Here is a 19,692-nt window from a genome sequence, read left to right as displayed (position 1 = left end):
TCTGGCGCACGCTGCACTCCATGCACCGCTTCGTCGCAGGCCGCGCCCGCATCCCAAGGTGGATGGAGCCGGCATGAGCGCCGCCGCTGAGTTCCATGCTGGCCACGGCTATCTGACCGAATCCGTAACAATTCCGGGTACCGACAAGACCGGCAGCCATGCCCTCCCGCCGATGACCTTCCCGCCCAACACGCGGCTGGCCATCGTGAATGCCGCCCCCGACCTCGCCCGCGTCGAGGCTGGCCGCCTCGACCTGGCGCCCGAGCCCATCGCCCTGCCGGAGACCCTCCGCGCCACCCTCGCCCCGGTCGCCGCCGCGGCGGCGAAGCGCAGGACCGCCGCTTCGAGGCCGCGGCGGCGGCGCGGAGCCTGGATGGCCACGGACCGCCGGCCGGAGGCCCCCGATGCCCCCTCTCCACCCGGCCGGGCCTAGGCGCATGCCCGGTTCCGCGACACTCTCTCCGAATTCCAAGGGGGAGAAGGTACGCCCATGCCGCCACGCATCGTCATGATGGACAGCGCGCTCAGCGCCGCCGACATCGCCAGGGAACTCGCGCCCTCCGGCATGGAGCTGGTGGTGGCCCCCTTCGGCAGCCCGGAGTTCAAGGCGGCGATCGGGCAGGCGGAGTACCTCGTCGGCTTCGGCAACCGGGCGATCGATGCCGGCTTCTACGCGGCCGCACCACGGCTGAAGCTTTTCCAGCTGCTCTCGGCCGGCTACGATACGGTCGATATCGAGGCGGCGCGGGCGGCGGGCATCCCCGTCTGCAACAACGGCGGCGCCAACTCCACCGCGGTCGCCGAGCATGCGCTGCTGCTGATGCTCGCCACCTGCCGCCGCCTCGTCACCCAGCACGAGAACGTCGTCGCCGGCCGCTGGCGCGGCAACGACCCGAGCCAGGTGAAGCTCTACGAGCTGCGCGATAAGACCCTCGGCATCGTGGGGCTCGGCGCCATCGGCAAGAAGGTGGCGCGGCTGGCCAATGCCTTCGGCATGACGGTGCACTACTACGACATCCGCCGCGTCTCGGAGGCGGAGGAGGATGCGCTCGAGGTCCGCTTCAAGCTGCTCGGCGAGATCCTGCGCAACAGCGACATCGTCTCGCTGCACGTGCCGCTGACGCCGGCCAGCCGGCACATGATCGGCGCGGCCGAGCTCGCGCGGATGAAGCCCTCGGCCTACCTCATCAACACCTGCCGCGGCCCGGTGGTGGACGAGGTGGCGCTGACGGCGGCGCTGGAGGCCGGCACCATCGCCGGCGCCGGCCTCGACGTCTTCGACCAGGAGCCCCCGGCCGCCGGCAACCCGCTCTTCCGCCTGAAGAACGTGACCCTCACGCCGCATTTCGCAGGCCCGACCTGGGACAACCAGCAGGCCCGCTTCCGCAACGCCTTCGACAACTGCCAGCGCGTGGCGCGCGGGGAGAACCCCCTCTGGGTCATCCCCGAGCTGGCTGTTGGCTGAGCCGGCGATTCACGTCCTGGGTGCCCGCACCCAGGACGATCGCAGGCGGCTAGCCCTCGTAGGCGACTGTCCGCTGCGTCTGCTCGCCGAGCCCCTGGATGCCGAGCGTCATGCTCTGCCCGGCCTTCAGGAAGACCGGCGAGGGCTTCTGGCCGAGGCCGACGCCCGGCGGCGTGCCGGTGAAGATCACGTCGCCCGGGTGCAGGGTGATCATGCCCGAGACGTAGGAGACGATGGTCTTCACCCCGAAGATCATGGTGCGCGTGCTGCCGTCCTGCATGCGCTTGCCGTCGACATCGAGGAACATCGAGAGGTTCTGCGGGTCCGGCACCTCGTCCTTGGTGACGAGCCAGGGGCCGACTGGGCCGAAGGTGTCGCAGCCCTTGCCCTTGTCCCAGGCGCCGCCGCGCTCGATCTGCCACTCGCGCTCGGAGACGTCGTTGCCCACCGCATAGCCGGCGACGTGGTCGAGGGCCTGCTCCTCGCTCACGCACTTGGCGCGGGAGCCGATGACGATGCAGAGCTCGACCTCCCAGTCGGTCTTCACGCTGCCGCGGGGGATGATGACGTCGTCGTTCGGGCCGCTGAGGGCGCCGAGCGACTTCAGGAAGACGATCGGCTCCTTCGGCACCGGCGCGCCGGTCTCGGCGGCGTGGTCGGCATAGTTGAGGCCGATGCAGATGAGGTTCTTCATGCCCGTGACCGGCGGGCCGAGGCGCGGGTTGCCGGGGACGGCGGGCAGGGTCGCGGGGTCGATGCCGGCGAGCTTCGACAGGCTTGCGGCGGAGAGCGCCTCGCCGGCGAGGTCGGGGACGATGCCCGAGAGGTCGCGGATGGTGCCCGAGGCGTCGAGCATGCCCGGTTTTTCCTGGCCCTCGGGGCCGTAGCGCAGCAGCTTCATGGATGCGTCTCCTGGGAAAATCGAGGCGCCGGCACGAAGGGTTGGTGTGGCGGCTTCGTGCCGGCGCGAAAACTACAGCGTCCAGCCGCCATCGATGACGATGGCTTGGCCGGTAACGAAAGTGCTTTCAGGGGCGGAGAGATAGACGACGAGCGCGGCCATCTCCTCCGCGGTGGCGAGGCGGCCCATGGCCTGGCGGGAGACGAAGGCGGCGCGGGCCGCCTCCTCGCTGCCGGCGGCGGCGGCGTTGGCGGAGATGCGCTCGCCGAGGCTCGGCGTATCGACCGTGCCGGGGCAGAGGCAGTTGCAGCGGATGCCGCGCGTCACATACTCGGTGGCGACGGATTTCGTCAGCCCGATCACCGCAGCCTTGGTGGTGCCGTAGAGGAAGCGGTTCGGCGCCCCCTTCACCGAGGAACAGGCGGAGGACATGTTGACGATCACGCCGCCACCCTGGCTGAGCATCCCCGGCAGCGCGGCACGGATCGTCTGCCACATGGAGCGGACATTCAGCGCGAAGCCGAAATCCCATTCCTGATCGGTGCAGGTCTCGATGGTGTTCTGATGGACGAAGCCGGCGCAGTTGAACAGCACGTCGAGCGGCCCGGCGTGCTGGATGGCGGCGGCGACGGCGGCGTCGTCGAGCACGTTGAGCGCCATCGTCTCGATGCCCGCGGCCTCAAGGCCAGCCAGCTTCCCGACGCTGAGATCGGTGGCGACGACGCTGGCGCCTTCCGCCGCATAGGCGAGGGCGGAGGCCCGGCCGATGCCCTGGCCTGCCGCCGTCACGAAGCACCGCTTGCCCGCCAGCCTGCCCGCCATGACCTGCCCCCCGTATTCCGGGGGTCATGATCACGGCCGGGCGGCTGGCGTCAACCCGGGGGGGCGGGTCAGCGGGTCTGGTTGCTGGCGATGGCGAGGCGCCGGGCCGGCGGATTGCGGGGATAGGTGACCGCCACGGACGGTGCGGCATCGGGCACCCGGCCCGCCTCGGTGGCCATGGCCTGGTAGACGGAGACGCGGGCATTCTGCGCCAGCGTCCGGGCCGCGGTGCTCTCCTCCGGGGCCTGCTGCGCCAGGGCGGGCGCAGCCAGGCCGAGCAGCAGCGCGGCGGCAAGCGGCATCATGGGGTTGCGCATGGAAGTCTCTCCTCGGTGGGCGGCGCGATGGCCACCCGTTGCGAAGAGAGATAGGGCTGTTGCGCCGCAGCGCAAATGGCAAAGGGTGGATGGGCCATATCCATGAAATGGATATGGCCGCACCCGTCAGTGGTTGTGGCGGCTCTCGCCGCGGGTGTTCAACACGTCGAGGTAAAGTGTCGCCGGCTCCAGGCAGCCGCCGGTGCCGAGCTGGCCGACCATGCTGCGCTGGATCTCCTCCCAGGGGGTCTTGTTGACCAGCTTGGGCGGCTGCCAGGCGGCGCGGCGGGCGGCCAGCTCATCCTCGGGGATCAGCAGGTCGACTTTGCGGGTGTTGAGGTCGATGCGGATCGGGTCGCCCGACTTCAGCAGGGCGAGGCCGCCGCCGACCGCCGCCTCGGGCGAGACATTGAGGATGGAGGGGCTGGCCGAGGTGCCGCTCTGCCGCCCGTCGCCCATGGTGGGCAGGCTGTCGATGCCGGCCTTCAGCAGCGCCGCGGGCGGCTGCATGTTCACCACCTCGGCGCTGCCGGGATAACCGACCGGGCCGCAATTGCGGATGACGAGGACGGTGTGCTCGTCGATGCCGAGCGAGGGGTCCTCGATGCGGTCGTGGTAGTCCTCCGGCCCCTCGAAGACGACGACCTTGCCCTCGAATACGTTGGGCGGGTTCGACAGGAAACGGTTGCGGAAAGCCTTGTCGATCACGCTGATCTTCATGACCGCGCTGTCGAAGATGTTGCCCGACAGGATGGCGAAGCCGGCCTTCTCCTTCATCGGCACGCTGTAGTGGCGGATCACCTCGCGGTCCGGCTCCTCCAGCATCTCGACATTGGAGGCGAGGCTGCGGCCGGTGACGGTCATCACCCCGCCATGCAGCTTGCCGGCGTTCAGCAGCTCCTTCATCACCGCGGGCACGCCGCCGGCGCGGTGGAAGGCCTCGCCGAGGAAGCGCCCGGCCGGCTGGCAATCGACCAGCAGCGGGATGTCGTGGCCGATGCGGTCCCAGTCCTCGATCTTCAGCTCGACGCCCATGTGGCGGGCAATGGCGAGGATATGCGGCGGGCAGTTGGTGGAGGCGCCGAGGGCGGAGGCGGCGACGATCGAGTTCTCGAAGGCCTCGCGCGTCAGGATGTCGGAGGGGCGCAGGTTCTCGTGGACCATCTCGACGATGCGCTTGCCGGTCGCGTGGGCGATCTGGCCGCGCTCGCGGTAGGGGCCGGGGATGGCGGCGCAGCCGGGCAGGGACATGCCCAGCGCCTCGGCCAGCGAGTTCATCGAGAGCGCCGTACCCATGGTATTGCAATGGCCGACGCTGGTGCTGGAGGAGGCGACCAGCTCCATGAAGCCGTCATAGTCGATCTTGCCCTCGGCGAGCAGCTTGCGGCCTTCCCAGACGATGGTGCCGCTGCCGGTCAACCGGCCCTTCCAGTGGCCGTCGAGCATCGGCCCGCCGGAGAGGACGATGGCGGGGATGTTGACCGTCGCCGCGCCCATCAGCACGGCGGGCGTCGTCTTGTCGCAGCCGGCGGTCAGCACCACGCCGTCCATCGGGTAGCCGTGCAGGATCTCGACCAGCGAGAGATAGGCCAGGTTGCGGTCGAGCGCCGCGGTCGGGCGCTTGCCGGTCTCCTGGATCGGGTGGATCGGGAATTCGAGCGGGATGCCGCCGGCGTCACGGATGCCAGCCTTCACCCGCTCGGCCAGCGCCAGGTGGTGGCGGTTGCAGGGGGCGATGTCGCTTCCGGTCTGGGCGATGCCGATGATCGGCTTGCCGGATTGCAGCTCGCCGCGGGTCATGCCGAAATTGAGAAAGCGCTCGACATAGAGCGCGGTCATGCCCGGGTCCTCCGGGTCGTCGAACCAGCGCTGGCTGCGCAGCTTGAAGGACTTCTTGGTCTGGTCGGAACTGGCCATGGCGATTACTCCCGCTGACGTGAACGTCGTTCTCCGGACCCTGTCTGTCAACGATGCGTGCCGTTACGGAAAGACGAGGTCGCCCTGGGCGCAGGTATTGAACCGGCGGCGCTCCCTCGCCTCGCCGCCGTCGAGGACGATGCGGATGTCGTTCACGCATTGGCCGGGTGGCAGGGCGACGAGGTGGCTGGCGCCGGAGCCAAGAGTCCTGCTGCCGAGCCTGTCCTCGCCCCAGGCATTCACCCCGGCCGAGGCGACGTAGATCTCGTTGATGGCGCGGGCGCCCCGGTTGGTGATGCGGACCGAGGCCTCCTGCGCGGCGGCCGCCATCGGCAGGGAGCAGGCGAGAAGGGCGAGGGACAGGCGCATGGCGGCTCTGTCAGGTGATGGCTTCTTCGAGGAAGACCTGCACCGCCTGGAAGAGCGCGCCGCGGTTGCGCTCCATGACGATGCTATGGGTCCCCTCGGCGAGCTGGACCAGGCGCTTGCCGGGACTCGCGGTCAGCAGCGGGAAGAGGGTGTTGGCCAGCGCCGGCGGCGTGTCGCGGTCCCATTCGGCGACCACCAGCAGGGTCGGGGCGGTAATCTTGGCCGGGTCGTAGAAGGGCTTGCCCGCCTGCCAGAACTCGCGGCCGTCCTGCACCACGCCGTTCGGGGCACGGAGCGCGGGCGGGTTGCGGCGCTGGCCCTCCGGGTCGGTCGCCCAGGTGACGCCGGCCCAGTGCTCGAACCAGCCGGGGGGGATGAGGGCGGCACGCCTGGCCTCCGGCACGCCGGTCATCCAGCGCTCGCGGGCCTGGGCCTGCGTCACGTAGCGATAGGCGCCGAGCTCGCCGGAGGTGCCGGCGGCGGCCAGGCTCGGCTCGTCGCGCAGCCATTGCGGGGCGTAGAGGACCAGGCGTTCGACGAGCGAGGGGTTGTCGGCGGTGAAGCGGGCCATCAGGCTGGTGCCCCAGGACCAGCCCATATGGACGATCTTCGGCAGGCCGCGGCGCTGGCGGATGAAGGCGGCGGCCGAGGCAATGTCGGCGACGGCCGTCTCGCCACGGACGAGCGGCTGGCTGGCCTCGGGCGGCTGCGCCATCTCCGGGGGGCGGGTGCTGCGGCCATAGCCGCGCAGGTCGAGGCACCAGACATCGAAGCCGCGGCCGGCGATGTAGTCCATCCAGGAGAGGCCGCCGAGCGGCAGGTCGAAGGCGGTGCTGGCCGGGTAGGTGGCGCCGTGGACGAAGAGCAGCGTGCGGTCCGGCCGGGGCTGCAATCCCTCCTGGTGCTTGTTGCGGAGGAACAGCTCGATCCCCGCATCCTTGGAGGGAACCATGAACTCCTCGGTCTGCACCGCCGGCCCCTGGGCCCCGGCGGCGGCGGGCAGCAGGGAGGCGGCGGCGAGGGCAGGGGGGGCGGCGAGCATCGCGCGGCGGTGCATTGGGTCTTCCTCGCTGGATGGGTCTTTGATGCCAGCCTAGCGCGGAAGCGGCCCTATTCCACTACCCTCCGGCGGATCGTCATGTGCCAAGCGGGCCGGGAGCGACTACATCCCCCGGCATGATAGGGATGGAAACACGCGGCCCCGGCTGGTGGGCCGAGGCGCGCGCGACGATCGGGCTGGCTTGGCCCCTGGCGCTGACCAATGTGAGCCAGCATGCGATGGCGGCCACCCATGCGCTCATCCTCGGCTGGTTCTCGACCGAGGCGCTGGCGTCGGGGACGCTCGGGGCCAACCTCTACTGGCTGATGATGGCGCCGGCGCTCGGCACCGCCTTCGCCGCGGCGCCGGTGATGGCGCAGGCGCGCGGCATGGGCCAGCGGCGCGGCGGGGCCGCGCGCGGCTGGGTGCGGGAGATGCGGCGCGGGGCGCGGAGCGCGCTGGTGGCGACGGTCGTCCTGCTCGTGCCCTCGCTGCTGCTGCTCTGGCATGGCGAGCGGGTCCTGCTGGCGCTCGGGCAGGAGCCGGCGCTGGCGGCGGGCGCCGGGGCCTATCTGCGGGCGATGATGTGGGGCTTGATTCCCTTCTCCGGCTTCATCGTGCTGCGCGGCTTCCTCGCCGCCATGGACCGGCCGGGGCCGGCGCTCTGGGTGACGGGGGCGGCGGTCATCGCCAATGCGCCGCTGGCCTGGCTGCTGGTCTTCGGCGCCTATGGGTGGCCGGGGCTCGGGGTGGTCGGGGCCGGGCTCGCCAGCGCGCTCGCCGACCTGCTGATGCTGGGGGCGCTGCTCGTGCTGATTGCGCGGGACCGGCGGCTCCGGCGCTTCCGGCTGCTCGGGCGGTTCTGGCGGATCGACTGGCCGCGGCTGCGGGAGGTCTTCCGCATCGGCCTCCCCATCAGCGGGCAGATGCTGTTGGAGATCGGCGTGTTCAGTGCGGCGGCGCTGGCGATGGGCTGGTTCGGCGCCGCTGCCGTCGCGGCGCACGCCATCGCCCTGCAGGTCTCGGCGCTCAGCTTCATGGTGCCGATGGGGATCGGCCAGGCGGCGACGGCGCGGGTCGGCATCATGGCCGGGCGGGGCGATGCGGCCGGGGCCTGGCGGGCCGGCTGGGTGGCGATCGGGCTCGGGGCCGGCTTCATGCTGGTGATGGCGGCGCTGTTCGTGCTCGGGGCGCGGCCGATCGCCTGGGCCTTCCTCGATGCGGCGGAGCCGCAGGCCGCGGCGGTGGCTGCCATGGCGGCGGGGCTGCTGACCATCGCCGGCCTGTTCCAGCTGACCGATGGGGTGCAGGTGGTGGCGGCCGGGGCGCTGCGCGGGCTGAAGGACACGCAGGTACCGATGCTGATGGCGGCGCTCGGCTATTGGGGGGTGGGGATGCCGGTCGGGCTCGGCCTCGCGGTCTGGGCGGGTGTGGGGCCGGCGGGGATCTGGCTGGGGCTGGCGGCCGGCGTCGGGCTGGTCGCCGGGCTGCTGCTGCTGCGCTGGCGGCGGCTGTCCGTGGCGTCGCGCGAAGGAGAAGCCTTCGCCGGCGCATGAGGCGGGCCCCTTCGGAGGGCCCGGGCCATGCGCAGCTGTCCCGCCCTTCTCGTGCTTGGCCTGCCCAATGGCGGCCAATGGACCCTGCTCGGAGGTGGGAGCAGGAATCTGCCTCAGGCGACCTCGAAGATCGCCTCGATCTCGACGCTGATGCCGAAGGGCAGGGATCCCATCCCGACGGCCGAGCGTGCGTGTCGCCCGCGATCGCCGAAGATCTCCACGAACAGGTCAGAGCAGCCGTTGATGACCTTCGGGTGGTCGGTGAACTCCGGCACCGCGTTCACCATCCCGAGCACCTTCACCACCCGGGTCACGGCATCGAGGCTGCCCACTGCCCCACGCAGCGCCGACAGCAGCACCAGGCCGGTGAGGCGCGCATGCTGGTACGCCTCCTCCACCGATACGTCCTTCCCGACCTTGCCGGTGGCGAAGGTGCCGTCGGGCCTGATAGGGCCCGTGCCGGCGAGGTAGACCAGGTTTCCGGTCCGCACGGCTGGGACGTAGTTGGCGACCGGGGCGCCCGACCTGGGCAGCTCTATTCCGCGCTCCCGAAGCCGCTGTTCGGCGGACCCCGCCGCAGGGGCCTGGGCGAGGGCGCGGCCCGGCGCCAGGGCGGCGGCCGATGCCGCCATCCCGAAGGCGAGAACTGATCGGCGATCGAGCCTTTGCATGGCACCTTCACCTCCGCCTGAGCCGCCCTTGGGACCTGGGCGGTACTGCCAGGATGCATGCAGTGCCTGGAGCGGTTCAAGCAGGACGGGGGCCGCGGGCCCTATTCGCTCCCGGGCGGGATGACATTGGTGTTGCGGCCCTCGACCAGCACGTCGCGCATCGTCTCGATGCTCTTGATGCGGATGTCCCGCCAGGCCTCCGGCGTGTGGAAGGCGATGTGCGGGGTGATGACCAGGCGGCCGCGCAGCCACTCCTCCCCTGCGCGGTAGGCGCGGAGAAGGGAGGGGAAGGGCTCGGCCGGCGGCTCCCCCGGGATGACGTCGAGGCCGGCACCGGCGAGGTGGCCGTCGCGGAGGACCCGCTCCAGCGCGTCGATGTCGAGGATGGGGCCGCGGGCTGTGTTCACCACCACGGCGTTCCTCGGCAGCAGGCGCAGCTCCCGCTCGCCGATCAGGCCACGCGTCGCGCGGGTCAGCGGGCAGTGGATGGAGAGCACGTCGGACTGGGCCAGCAGCTCGTCCATGCTGCGGACGCGCTGGATGCCGAGCGCGCGGTCCCATCCGTTCGGCTGGTTCGGGTCGTAGAAGACGACGCGGTAGCCGAAGGCCTTGGCCCGCAGCGCCGCCGCCGAGCCGATGCGGCCGAGGCCGAGGATGCCGAAGGTCTGCACCTCCTGCCGGCGGTGCAGCGGGGATTGCATCACCGCCCAGGGCGCCGGGTCCGGCCCGCGCTGGGTGTCGTGGTAGAGGATGAGGCCGCGGCGCAGCGACAGCGCCAGGAGAACGGCGAACTCCGCCACCTCCTGCGTGCCGTAGTCGGGCAGGTTGCAGACGGTGATGCCGCGCGCGGCGGCGGCGGCGCGGTCCACCCGGTCATAGCCGACGCCCATGCGGACGATGACCTTCAGCTTCGGGAAGCGGGCGATCTGCTCGGCCGGGACCCACATGCGGAGCGTCATCAGCCCGTCCACCTCGGCGAGCATCTCGTCGGGCAGCTCGGCGATGCTGGTCTTGGCGTTGCCGCGGATGATGCGGACCCCGGGGCCGAGGATCTCCTGCTCGGGGATGGTATCCGGGTACAGCCCCTCGGGCTCGAGCACCGTCAGCACCACGCGTGTTTCCTCCTGGATGGCAAGGCGGCGGAGGATGACGGGCCGGGGGCGGGCCGGCAACCCGCCCCCGGCGGCAGGCTCAGAACAGCGCGCTGGGGGCGACGGTGCTGCCGCTGCCGCCCTTGATCTTCAGCGGCTGCACCATGAGTGCGAACTCGCCCTGTCCGCGCTGCGCCAGGACGTCAAGCTTCATGTTCTCGAGCAGGTGCACGCCGTTCACCACAAGCGCGATCTGGTGGACCGGGAGGCTGATGTTGCGGTCGGAGTTCGGCGACACCTCCACCGGCCAGTTGTCGGCGCCCATCAGGATCGGATTCCGCTGGATCACGTATTGCGCCGCGGCGATGCCGATGCCCGGGCAGGACCGGACGTAGCGCGCGTTGTCGCGCGCCCAGAGCGTGCCCCAGCCGGTGTGGAAGAGCACGGCATCGCCCTCCTCGATGCGGATGTTCTGCCGTTGCTGCGCCTGCTCGATATCGGCGACGGTGATCTCGTAGGTGTCGCCCAGCACCGGCACGCCCTTGAGCGCGGCGATGTCCAGCAGGACGCCGCGGGTGAAGATGGTGCCGACGGTATCGACGCCCATCTCGGTGAAGCCGCCGCGCGAGGAGATGCCTGGCACCTTGACGCAGTTATAGGTCTCGTCGCCGATCGTCTGGTGCGGGAACATGTCGAGCTGGGTGCCGACCTGGCCGATCTCGGCCACCACCACCTCCTCGTTGGAGCCGCGGCGGTTGGCCTCGGGGTTCATGAACATCTGCTTCAGGTGCTGGTCGAAGCGGCGGGTGCCGAAGAAGGGCATCTGCTGCGACAGCGTCTGGCCCAGTTCGACGATCTCGCCGGTCCGGATCAGCCCGGCGGCGCGCTTGGCGCGGTCGGGCGTCATCAGGTTCATGGCGCCGCGTCGGTCGTTGGGGCCCCAGCGGCTGGGGCAGCGGTCGGCGGGGGCGGGGGGCAGCCAGCCGGTCTGGGCCTGGACGGGCGTGGCCTGCAATCCGAGATGGGTGCCGCAGAGGCACCCGAGGGCGCCGAAGATGCCCCGGCGTGACAAGGTCTTCATGGTGTTCCTCCGAAATGAGCTTGCTGAAGGCGCTCTCCGTCGCCGACCGGATGCTGGCATGGCCTCTCCGCCGGCACCACGCCGGAGCGGTGGCGCTTCCGCCGGCGCCCCGGCGGCCGCATCATGGCCGGGCGGATAAAGGGGGTGGAGCATGGCGGAGCGGCGTTACCTGGTCACCGGCGCGGCGAGCGGCATCGGGGCGGCCACCTGCCGGGCGCTGTCTGGGCCGGGGGTGGCCATCGCCGTCCATACGCGGAAGAACCGCGAGGGGGCGGAGCGCGTCGCCGAGGCGGTGCGGGCCGCAGGCGCGGAGGCGCATGTGCTGCTGGCCGACCTCGCCGAGCCGGCGGCGCCGGGGGCGCTGGTGGAGGAGGCCGCTGCGCGGATGGGCGGGCTCGACGTGCTCGTCTCCAATGCCGGCTTCGCCGACCGGACGCCGGCCGGGACGCTCTCCGATGCCGCCTTCGCCGCGAGCCACGATGCGATCGCCTTCGCCTTCCTCCGGCTCGCGCGGGCGGCAGGGCCGCATCTGGCGCGGGGGAATGCGCCCAGGCTGATTGCCGTCTCCTCCTTCGTCGCCCATGTCTTCCGGCTGGAGCAGCCGCTCTTCCCCGCTTCCGCCGCGGCCAAGGCGGCGATGGAGGCGCTGGTGCGGGCGCTGGCCATCGAATGGGCGCCGGCGGTGACGGTGAATGCGGTGGCGCCGGGCTTCACGAAGAAGGATGCGGGGGCGCATGCGGCGCTCGACCCCAAGGCCTTCGAGGAGCGGATCGCCCGCATCCCGCTGCGCCGGCTGGGCGAGCCGGCGGACGTGGCGGCGGCGATCGCCTTCCTCGCCTCGCCGGCGGCCGGCTACGTGACGGGCCAGGTGATCCACGTGGACGGCGGGATCACGGCTTGATTGCTGCGGCGCAAGAAAGCCTTGCGCCGGCGGAGCGGTTCGATAGCTTCTGCGCGACCCGAGGAGTGTCCCGCCCATGCTTCGCCGCAGCCTCCTGGCCGCTTCCGCCGCCAGCCTTGCCGCGCCCGCGCTCGTCCGCGCGCAGAGCTTTCCGAAGATCACCATCGGCATGTCCGGCTGGACCGGCTTCGCGCCGCTGACGCTGGCCGAGCAGGCGGGGCTGTTCAAGGCGAACGGGCTCGAGGTCGAGACCAAATTCGTGCCCCAGCGCGAGCGCAACCTCGCGCTGGTCGGCGGTTCGCTGAATTGCGTGGTGACGACGGTCGACACCATGATCCTCTGGGCGAGCGCGGCGCCGCTGGTGCAGGTGCTGGTGCTCGACCGCTCGAAGGGCGGCGATGGCGTGGCGGTGCGGCCGGGCATCGGCGGCTGGGCGGGGCTGAAGGGCAAGACCATCGCGGTCGACGGCGCCGGCACCACGCCCTACTTCGTCCTCGCCTACATGATGCGGGAGAACGGCGTCTCCATCAAAGACGTCACCACCGCGACGCTGGCGCCGCAGCCGGCGGCGCAGGCCTTCGTCGCCGGGCAGTTCGACGGCTGCTCGACCTACGAGCCCTACCTCTCCCAGGTCCGCGGCATGGGCGAGGACAAGGGGCGCATCCTGGCCACCACCGTGCAGCATCCCTGCGTGGTCGACACCCTCGCCTTCCAGCCGGCCTTCATCCAGGCGAACCCCGAGGCGGTGCGCCGGGTGGTGAAGAGCTGGTACGACGCACTGGCGATGATCAAGGCGGAGCCGGACCGCAGCTTCGAGATCATGGGCCGCCGGGTGAACCAGACGGGCGAGGCCTTCAAGGCCAGCGCGCAGTATATCGAGTGGCAGGATCAGGCGATGAACAAGGCCTATGTCGCCTCCGGCCTGCCCGAGTTCCAGCGGAAGGCGCTCGAGGTGCAGAGAGAGACGGGCGTGGTGCGCGGCAATGTCGACCTGGCGAAGCTGCTGGACACGCAGTTCCTCGGCTGATGGAACCACTCAAGCCGGTCTCGCCCGGCGCCCGGATCGCGCTGGGGGCCGGCTTCTTCGCGGTCTTCATCGCGGCCTGGGGCGTGGCGACCTATGGCGGCTGGGTGCCGCCGCTCTTCCTCGCCTCGCCGGGCAAGACGTTGCTGGCGGGCTGGTCTCTGCTGACGGAATTCGGCTTCCTCGGCGACATCGCGGTGACGATCTGGCGGGTGGTGGGGGGCTTCCTCATCGCCGCCGCCGTCGCCGTGCCGCTCGGGCTGCTGATGGGCGCCTTCAAGCCGATCGAGGCCTTCTTCGAGCCGTTCCTGTCCTTCGCCCGCTACCTGCCGGCCTCCGCCTTCATTCCGCTGCTGATCCTCTGGGCGGGGGTGGGGGAGGCGCAGAAGCTCTCCGTCATCGTTATCGGCAGCGTCTTCCAGCTCGTCATCATGGTGGCGGGCGTGGCGGGCGCGACGCGGCCCGACCTCGTCGAGGCGGCGAGGACGCTGGGCTCGGGGCGGCTTGCCATCCTCCGGCGCGTCGTCATCCCGGCGGCGGCGCCGCAGATCGCGGAGACGCTGCGCCTCGTGCTCGGCTGGGCCTGGACCTATGTGATCGTCGCCGAGCTGATCGGCGCGACCAGCGGCATCGGCCACATGATCATGGACAGCCAGCGGCTGCTGGATACCGGGCAGATGATCTTCGGCATCGCCGTCATCGGTATCATCGGGCTGGTGACGGACCTGCTGTTCAAGGCCGTGAACCGGCGGCTGTTTCCCTGGGCGGTGCTGTAGATGTCGGCCAAGACCTTGCGGATCGCCGGGGTGACGCGGAGCTTCCCCGGCCAGCGGGGCGGCGCGCCGACGCTCGCCCTGCAGCCGACCGACCTCGCCGTCGGCCCTGGCGAGTTCGTCGCCATCCTCGGGCCGTCCGGCTGCGGCAAATCGACCTTGCTCCGGATCGTCGCCGGGCTCGACCGGCCGACGGCGGGGCAGGTGATGCTGGACGGCGCGCCGGTCGCGGCGCCGGGGCCGGACCGGGGGATGGTCTTCCAGTCCTATACGCTGTTTCCCTGGCTGACGGTCGAGGGGAACATCCGCTACGGCCTCCGCGAGCGCGGCCTGCCGGAGGCGCAGCAGGCAGAGGTCGCGGCGCGCTTCATCGCCCGCACCGGGCTGCGTGGCTTCGAGAACCACTGGCCGCGCCAGCTCTCGGGCGGCATGCAGCAGCGGACGGCGCTGGCGCGGGCGCTCGCCAACGACCCGGAGATCCTGCTGCTCGACGAGCCCTTCGGGGCGCTCGACCACCAGACGCGGGAGCTGATGCAGGAGCTGCTGCTGGAAATCTGGGAGGCGGACCGGAAGACGGTGCTCTTCGTCACCCATGACATCGACGAGGCGATCTTCCTCGCCAACCGGGTGCTGGTGATGTCGGCCCGGCCTGGGCGGGTGAAGGCGGAGGTGCCGGTGCCGCTGCCCTATCCGCGCGACTGGACGATGAAGACGACGCCGGAATTCGGAGCGCTCAAGGCGCGGCTGATGGGCGAAATCCGCGAGGAGGTGCGGAAGGCGATCGCGGCGGCCGGGTAGGGCGACTCGACCGTCGCGCCGGATTGGCCGTTAATCCCCGAAGGCAGGCGAGGGGACAGGGCGATGCGCTTGGGCGTGATGCTGCCATTCGGCGATATCGGCGGCGAGCCGGGGGTGGTGCGGGACTTCGCCCTCGAGGCGGAAGCCATCGGCTACACCAATCTCGGCCTTGCCGACCATGTGCTCGGCGTCAATGTGGCGAGCCGCCCGGACTGGGGCGACCGCAACACCTCGGCCGACCTGTTCCACGACCCCTTCGTCTGCTTCGGCTTCCTTGCGGGCCTCTGCCGGCCGACGACCGAGTTCTCCACCCAGGTGCTGATCCTGGCGCAGCGCCAGGCAGTGCTGGTGGCGAAGCAGGCGGCGAGCCTCGACCTGCTCTGCGGCGGGCGGTTCCGCCTCGGCGTGGGCGTCGGGTGGAACCCGGTGGAGTTCACCGGGCTCAACGAGAACTTCTCCAACCGCGGGCGGCGCAGCGCGGAGCAGGTCGAGGTGATGCAGCGCCTCTGGGCGGAGCCGCATGTCAGCTTCGAGGGGCGCTGGCACCGGATCGACGATGCCGGGATCAACCCGATGCCGGTGAACCGGCGCGTCCCGGTCTGGTTCGGCGGGCATGTGGAGCAGACGCTGGAGCGGATCGCGACGCTCGGCGACGGCTGGATCATGAATGCCTATCCGCCGGGGGCGGAGATCGAAGCGGAACTCGCCAAGCTGCGGCGGCTGACCGAGGCGGCGGGACGGGACCCGGGCGCGATCGGGCTTGAGGTCTGGATCTCGGGCGGCGTCGGCGGCGAGGCGGAGTGGCGTCGGGAGGCGGCCTATTGGAAGGCGCAGGGGGCGACGCATCTCACCCTCACCAACACCTTCGGGCGGCGGCACCACAAGCGGATCGCCGGGCGGGGCGTTGCCGATCATCTGGCGGTGATGCGGCGCTACCAGGCGGCGGTGGCCGACCTGCTGTGAGGCTCCGGCTGGCCGCGGCGCTGCTGCTGCTGGGCTTCGGTGCCGGGGCGCAGGAGCTGCGCGGCCATGGCGGGCCGGTGCGGGCGCTGGCCGTCCTGCCGGATGGTCTGGCTTCGGCGGGTTTCGATCAGGCGGTGATCCTCTGGGATCCGGAGCGGGCACAGGCGCGGCGGGTGATCCGCTGGCATGGCGGGGCGGTGAATGCCCTCGCCGCGCTGCCGGGCGGCGGCCTCGCCAGCGCCGGAGAGGATGGGCGGATTGCCCTCTGGCCGCCGGGCGGGGCGGCGCAGCCGATGCGGGTGCTGGAGGGGCACCGGGCGCCCGTCGCGGCGCTCGCGGCAGGGCCGGATGGGATGCTGGGCAGCGCCGGCTGGGATGGGATGGTTCGCCTTTGGTCCGCCGATGGGACGGCGCGGGTGCTGGAAGGGCATCAGGGCCCGGTCAACGGCATCGCATGGACAGGCACGCGCTGGGCGAGCGCCGGCTATGACGGAACGGTTCGGACCTGGGATGGCCAGGGCGGGCAGGTGCTCGCCGAATTCGGTCTGCCGCAGCATGCGCTCCTGGCCCTGCCCGGCGGCGGGCTGGCCGCGGGCGGGGCGGATGGCATCGTCCGGCTGATCGGTGACGATGGCGCGGTGCGGGAATGGGCCGCGGGCAACCGGCCGGTGGTGGCGCTGGCCACGGGTGGCGGGCGGCTGGCGGCGGCCTCGCTCGGCGGGAGCGTCACGCTCTGGTCTCTCGCCGAGGGGCGCCTGCTCGCCACGCTGGAGGGGCCCGGCCTGCCGGTCTGGTCGGTCGCCTTCGCCATGGATGGGCGGATGCTCTGGACCGGCGGGCAGGACCGGGTGGTGCGGCGCTGGGATGCCTCGACCGGCAACCCGCTCGGCCCGCTCGCTCCGGTCGCCGAGGAGGCGCTGCCGGCCGGGGCTGACGCGGAGGGCGCCCGGGTCTTCGGCGCCTGCCGTGCGTGCCACGCGCTTGCGCCCGATTCGGGGCCGATGGCGGGGCCGAGCCTGCACGGTATCTTCGGCCGGCGGATGGGCAGCCTGCCGGGCTATCCCTATTCGCCGCGTCTGGCGCGGGGCGATATTACCTGGACGCCGGAGACGGTGGCCGACCTCTTCACCCGCGGGCCGGATGTGGTGACGCCGGGGACGACCATGCCGGTGCAGCGCCTTGGCGACCCGGCGGCGATGGCGGCGCTGATCAGGTTCCTGGAAGTCGCTACCGCCGGTCGGCCCGTCCGGTAGCGCGGCCTTGCGCGTCATAGGCCCGCCAGCTGCCGCCCCGGTCCTCGATCCGGCCGGTGCTGCGCCCCTCGGCGTCGTAGAGGCGGGTCGTGCCGCCATGGGTTTCGGCCCGCCCGGTCGAGCGGCCCATGGCATCGTAGCTGCGGCCGCCCTTGGCCCGGCCCGTGCTTCGCCCCTGTGCGTCGTAGAAGCGCGTGGCGTCTCCCCTCGCTTCGGACCGCCCGGCGGAGCGGCCCTGGGCGTCATAGAAGCGGGTGACGCCGCCGTGGGTCTCGGCCCGGCCGGTGGAACGACCCTGGGCATCGTAGAAGCGCTCGGTCTGCGCGGCGGCGCCGGTGGCGAAGCAGAGAAGAAGCAGGAGGAGGCGGACCATTGCGCCATGCTGCACCGGGCCCATGGCCGGATCAGGGCAACAGGCGGGCAATGGTCACCTCGCGCATGTCGCGGTCCTCCAGCTCCCGCGTCACCGGGACGGCGAAGCGGGCCATCTCCGCGAGCCCCTCGCGCGGCACATAGGCGCGGCCCGGATCGGCCAGCCAGACTTCCGCCCCGGCCGCCGCCATGGCGCGGAGCCAGGGTAGGATGTGGGCAGTCATCGGCGCCTCGTAGCAGACATCGCCGGCGAGGATGAGGTCCCAGCGGCAGGGCGCGCCGACCACGTCGCCGTCGAGCGGCGTGACCGCCACGTTATTCAGCGCGGCATTCAGGCGGATGGCGGCGATGGCGAGCGGGTCGATCTCCGCCGCCTCGGCCAGCGCCGCGCCCGCCTGCGCGGCGGCGATGGCGGCGAGGCCGCAGCCGGCGGCGAAGTCCAGCACGCGGCGGCCGGCGGCATGGGGCGGCGCGTCGAGGATCAGCCGCGCCATGGCCTGGCTGCCGGGCCAGGCGAAGGCCCAGAAGGGCGGCTCGATCCCCTCCTGCGCCAGCCAGGCCTCGGTCGCCTGCCAGATCGGCGTGATCTCGGTGGCGAGGTGGAGGCTGATCTCCGGCACCAGGGCCGGGGCGGCGATGGCAGTGTGGGCGCGGAGGAAGGCCTCGGTGTCGCTCACAGCCGGCCGATCAGGAAGGCGAGGGCCACGGCGAGCCCGGCCTCGCGGTTCGCCCTGAACAGGCGAAGGCAGAGCGCCGGGTCGTGGATGTCGAGCCGGACGACCTGGCGGGCCAGCAGCGCGGCCGGCAGGAGCAGCGCCGGGAGATAGAGCCAGCCGAGGCCGCCGGCCCAGCCGGCCAGGGCGAGCAGCGCCAGCATCGCGGTGTAGCAGGCGGCGAGAAAAGGCCGCGTCCGCTCGCCCCAGCGCAGCGCCGTGCTGCCGATGCCGACCATGGCGTCGTCCTCGCGGTCCTGATGCGCGTAGATCGTGTCGTAGCCGAGGATCCAGCAGAAGGCCGCGGCCCAGAGGATCAACGCCACCGCATCCACCCGGCCCGTCGCGGCGGCGATGCCCTCGGGCGCGGCCCAGGAGAAGGTGAGGCCGAGCATCGCCTGCGGCCAGTTCGTCACCCGCTTGGCCAGCGGGTAGAGCAGGATCGGCAGCAGCGAGCAGACCCCGAGCAGGATCGCCGTGCCGTTCAGCTGCAGCAGCACGGCGAGGCCGATGCAGCAGAGCACGGCGAGGAAGACCAGGGCCTGGAAGGGCGTCACCGTCCCGGCGGCGAGCGGGCGGCCGCGGGTGCGTTCCACGCGGCGGTCGATGTCGCGGTCCCAGAGGTCGTTCACCACGCAGCCGGCACCGCGCATGGCGACGGCGCCGATGCCGAAGAGCAGGGCGAGGCGGAGCCCCTCGGCCCAGCCCGGCGCGGCGAGCGCGAAGGCCCAGAGGCCCGGCAGGAAGAGCAGCCAGGAGCCGATCGGCCGGTCGAAGCGGGCGAGCAGCGCATAGGGCCGCCAGCCCTGCGGCAGGCGGGCGACCCAGCCCTGCGCCTCGATATCGGTGAAGCCTTGCATGCGCCCTCTGTTCCAGCGAAAGGGCGGCATGTCCATCCCGCGGCTCTATCTGGATCAACCGCTCGAGGCCGGGCGCGAGGTGCCCGCCACTTCGGGCCAGGCGCACTATCTCGGCAGCGTCATGCGGCGCGCGCCGGGCGATGCCGTGCTGCTGTTCAACGGGCGGGACGGCGAGTGGGAAGGGCGCATCGCCGCCATCCGCAAGGACCGCTGCACCCTGGCCCCGGAGCGGCTGGCGCGGCCCCAGGCGCCGCAGGCCGATACCCGGCTGCTGGTCGCCGCCCTCAAGCGGGACGCGATGGAATGGGTGGTGGAGAAGGCGACGGAACTCGGCATCGGCCTCATCCAGCCGGTGCTCACGCGGCGGAGCGTGGCGGACCGGGTGAACACAACACGGTTAGCCGCCATCGCCCAGGAGGCGGCGGAGCAGTGCGAGCGGCTCGGCCTGCCCAGGGTCGAGCCGGCCCGCCCCTTGCCGGCGGTGCTCGATGCATGGGATGGGATACCCCTGCTCGTCGGCGCCGAGCGGCGGGAAAGCCCGTCGCTCGGTCGTGTCGCCCAGGGGATGCACGCCCCCTGGGCGTGGCTCGTCGGGCCGGAGGGCGGGTTCGAACGGGTGGAGCTTGACGATCTGGCGCGGCGCGCCTTTGTTTCGACGGCCAGCCTCGGCCCCCGCATCCTGCGGGCGGAGACGGCGGCGGTTGCGGGGCTCGCGCTTCTCCAGGCGCTGGCCGGCGACTGGGACGATCAACCGATATCCATTGGCGACAGGGCATTGGGCAGTTCCGCCCGGGCCGGGACATGAC

Annotated in this window: 22 protein-coding genes; 10 read left to right on the top strand and 12 right to left on the bottom strand. The window is 71.7% G+C overall.

Annotated features, from left to right (window positions below; translation table 11 throughout):
• The first annotated feature begins 73 nt into the window (after positions 1 to 73).
• Positions 74 to 433 (top strand): hypothetical protein, encoded by a 360-nt coding sequence (locus tag JMJ56_RS20760; RefSeq protein WP_202833679.1) that lies wholly within the window; start codon positions 74 to 76, stop codon positions 431 to 433.
• Positions 434 to 490: 57 nt separating this feature from the next.
• Positions 491 to 1,465 (top strand): 2-hydroxyacid dehydrogenase, encoded by a 975-nt coding sequence (locus JMJ56_RS20755; protein WP_202833678.1) that lies wholly within the window; start codon positions 491 to 493, stop codon positions 1,463 to 1,465.
• A 49-nt stretch (positions 1,466 to 1,514) separates the two neighbouring features.
• Here the strand turns inward: JMJ56_RS20755 and JMJ56_RS20750 are convergent, their stop codons facing one another.
• From JMJ56_RS20750 to JMJ56_RS20725, 6 genes are all read right to left on the bottom strand, one after another.
• Positions 1,515 to 2,366, bottom strand: coding sequence for a fumarylacetoacetate hydrolase family protein (locus JMJ56_RS20750; protein WP_202833677.1), 852 nt, complete (start codon positions 2,364 to 2,366; stop codon positions 1,515 to 1,517).
• A 72-nt stretch (positions 2,367 to 2,438) separates the two neighbouring features.
• Entirely contained in the window at positions 2,439 to 3,188 is a 750-nt protein-coding gene (locus JMJ56_RS20745; RefSeq protein ID WP_202833676.1) for an SDR family oxidoreductase, read from the bottom strand.
• A 68-nt stretch (positions 3,189 to 3,256) separates the two neighbouring features.
• Positions 3,257 to 3,505, bottom strand: a complete 249-nt coding sequence (locus JMJ56_RS20740; RefSeq protein WP_202833675.1) for a hypothetical protein — start codon at positions 3,503 to 3,505, stop codon at positions 3,257 to 3,259.
• Positions 3,506 to 3,631: 126 nt separating this feature from the next.
• A complete protein-coding gene (locus JMJ56_RS20735) occupies positions 3,632 to 5,422 on the bottom strand; it encodes an IlvD/Edd family dehydratase (RefSeq protein WP_202833674.1) in 1,791 nt (596 codons plus the stop codon).
• Positions 5,423 to 5,485: 63 nt separating this feature from the next.
• Positions 5,486 to 5,791, bottom strand: a complete 306-nt coding sequence (locus tag JMJ56_RS20730) for a hypothetical protein (protein ID WP_202833673.1) — start codon at positions 5,789 to 5,791, stop codon at positions 5,486 to 5,488.
• A 10-nt stretch (positions 5,792 to 5,801) separates the two neighbouring features.
• Entirely contained in the window at positions 5,802 to 6,848 is a 1,047-nt protein-coding gene (locus JMJ56_RS20725) for an alpha/beta hydrolase (RefSeq protein WP_202833672.1), read from the bottom strand.
• A gap of 128 nt (positions 6,849 to 6,976) precedes the next feature.
• Between JMJ56_RS20725 and JMJ56_RS20720 the strand changes: the two genes are divergently transcribed.
• Positions 6,977 to 8,386: an MATE family efflux transporter gene (locus JMJ56_RS20720; protein WP_202833671.1), complete on the top strand. Its 1,410-nt coding sequence runs from the start codon at positions 6,977 to 6,979 to the stop codon at positions 8,384 to 8,386.
• Positions 8,387 to 8,499: 113 nt separating this feature from the next.
• Here the strand turns inward: JMJ56_RS20720 and JMJ56_RS20715 are convergent, their stop codons facing one another.
• From JMJ56_RS20715 to JMJ56_RS20705, 3 genes are all read right to left on the bottom strand, one after another.
• Complete coding sequence (locus JMJ56_RS20715; protein WP_236038118.1) at positions 8,500 to 9,057, bottom strand: RidA family protein; 558 nt, start codon at positions 9,055 to 9,057, stop codon at positions 8,500 to 8,502.
• A 101-nt stretch (positions 9,058 to 9,158) separates the two neighbouring features.
• On the bottom strand, positions 9,159 to 10,229 hold the full coding sequence (locus tag JMJ56_RS20710) for a C-terminal binding protein (protein WP_236038116.1): 1,071 nt from the start codon (positions 10,227 to 10,229) through the stop codon (positions 9,159 to 9,161).
• Positions 10,230 to 10,248: 19 nt separating this feature from the next.
• The gene (locus JMJ56_RS20705; RefSeq protein ID WP_202833670.1) at positions 10,249 to 11,229 is read right to left on the bottom strand and encodes a cyclase family protein; all 981 of its coding nucleotides are present in this window, start codon (positions 11,227 to 11,229) and stop codon (positions 10,249 to 10,251) included.
• A 151-nt stretch (positions 11,230 to 11,380) separates the two neighbouring features.
• Here JMJ56_RS20705 and JMJ56_RS20700 point away from each other — a divergent pair, with 151 nt between their 5' ends.
• From JMJ56_RS20700 to JMJ56_RS20675, 6 genes are all read left to right on the top strand, one after another.
• Positions 11,381 to 12,130 carry an SDR family NAD(P)-dependent oxidoreductase gene (locus tag JMJ56_RS20700; RefSeq protein ID WP_202833669.1) on the top strand — a complete coding sequence of 250 codons (750 nt, stop codon included), beginning with the start codon at positions 11,381 to 11,383 and terminating at the stop codon, positions 12,128 to 12,130.
• Positions 12,131 to 12,206: 76 nt separating this feature from the next.
• Entirely contained in the window at positions 12,207 to 13,157 is a 951-nt protein-coding gene (locus JMJ56_RS20695; protein ID WP_202833668.1) for an ABC transporter substrate-binding protein, read from the top strand.
• Complete coding sequence (locus JMJ56_RS20690) at positions 13,157 to 13,930, top strand: ABC transporter permease (protein ID WP_202833667.1); 774 nt, start codon at positions 13,157 to 13,159, stop codon at positions 13,928 to 13,930. Before JMJ56_RS20695 ends, JMJ56_RS20690 begins: the two co-directional genes overlap by 1 nt.
• Complete coding sequence (locus JMJ56_RS20685) at positions 13,931 to 14,725, top strand: ABC transporter ATP-binding protein (RefSeq protein ID WP_202833666.1); 795 nt, start codon at positions 13,931 to 13,933, stop codon at positions 14,723 to 14,725.
• 63 nt (positions 14,726 to 14,788) lie between these two features.
• Entirely contained in the window at positions 14,789 to 15,688 is a 900-nt protein-coding gene (locus JMJ56_RS20680; RefSeq protein ID WP_202833665.1) for an LLM class F420-dependent oxidoreductase, read from the top strand.
• Complete coding sequence (locus JMJ56_RS20675) at positions 15,685 to 16,941, top strand: hypothetical protein (RefSeq protein WP_202833664.1); 1,257 nt, start codon at positions 15,685 to 15,687, stop codon at positions 16,939 to 16,941. The genes JMJ56_RS20680 and JMJ56_RS20675 overlap by 4 nt, the downstream gene beginning before the upstream one ends.
• Here the strand turns inward: JMJ56_RS20675 and JMJ56_RS20670 are convergent.
• From JMJ56_RS20670 to ubiA, 3 genes are read right to left on the bottom strand one after another with little or no spacing between them, the layout of a single operon-like run.
• A complete protein-coding gene (locus JMJ56_RS20670) occupies positions 16,916 to 17,314 on the bottom strand; it encodes a type IV secretion protein Rhs (RefSeq protein WP_236038114.1) in 399 nt (132 codons plus the stop codon). The genes JMJ56_RS20675 and JMJ56_RS20670 overlap by 26 nt on opposite strands.
• A gap of 31 nt (positions 17,315 to 17,345) precedes the next feature.
• Positions 17,346 to 17,990 (bottom strand): class I SAM-dependent methyltransferase, encoded by a 645-nt coding sequence (locus JMJ56_RS20665; protein ID WP_202833662.1) that lies wholly within the window; start codon positions 17,988 to 17,990, stop codon positions 17,346 to 17,348.
• On the bottom strand, positions 17,987 to 18,886 hold the full coding sequence (ubiA, locus tag JMJ56_RS20660; RefSeq protein WP_202833661.1) for a 4-hydroxybenzoate octaprenyltransferase: 900 nt from the start codon (positions 18,884 to 18,886) through the stop codon (positions 17,987 to 17,989). The genes JMJ56_RS20665 and ubiA overlap by 4 nt, the downstream gene beginning before the upstream one ends.
• On the opposite strand from ubiA, the gene JMJ56_RS20655 reads away from it, so the two are divergent.
• The gene (locus JMJ56_RS20655) at positions 18,885 to 19,691 is read left to right on the top strand and encodes a 16S rRNA (uracil(1498)-N(3))-methyltransferase (RefSeq protein WP_236038112.1); all 807 of its coding nucleotides are present in this window, start codon (positions 18,885 to 18,887) and stop codon (positions 19,689 to 19,691) included. The two genes, ubiA and JMJ56_RS20655, sit on opposite strands and share 2 nt — an antisense overlap.
• Position 19,692: the final 1 nt, after the last annotated feature.

It is taken from the genome of Belnapia arida, assembly GCF_016773205.1.
Taxonomy (GTDB): Bacteria; Pseudomonadota; Alphaproteobacteria; order Acetobacterales; family Acetobacteraceae; genus Belnapia; species Belnapia arida.
Note: the sequence above shows the minus strand (reverse complement) of the source record. Positions and strands in the feature narration are given on the sequence as shown.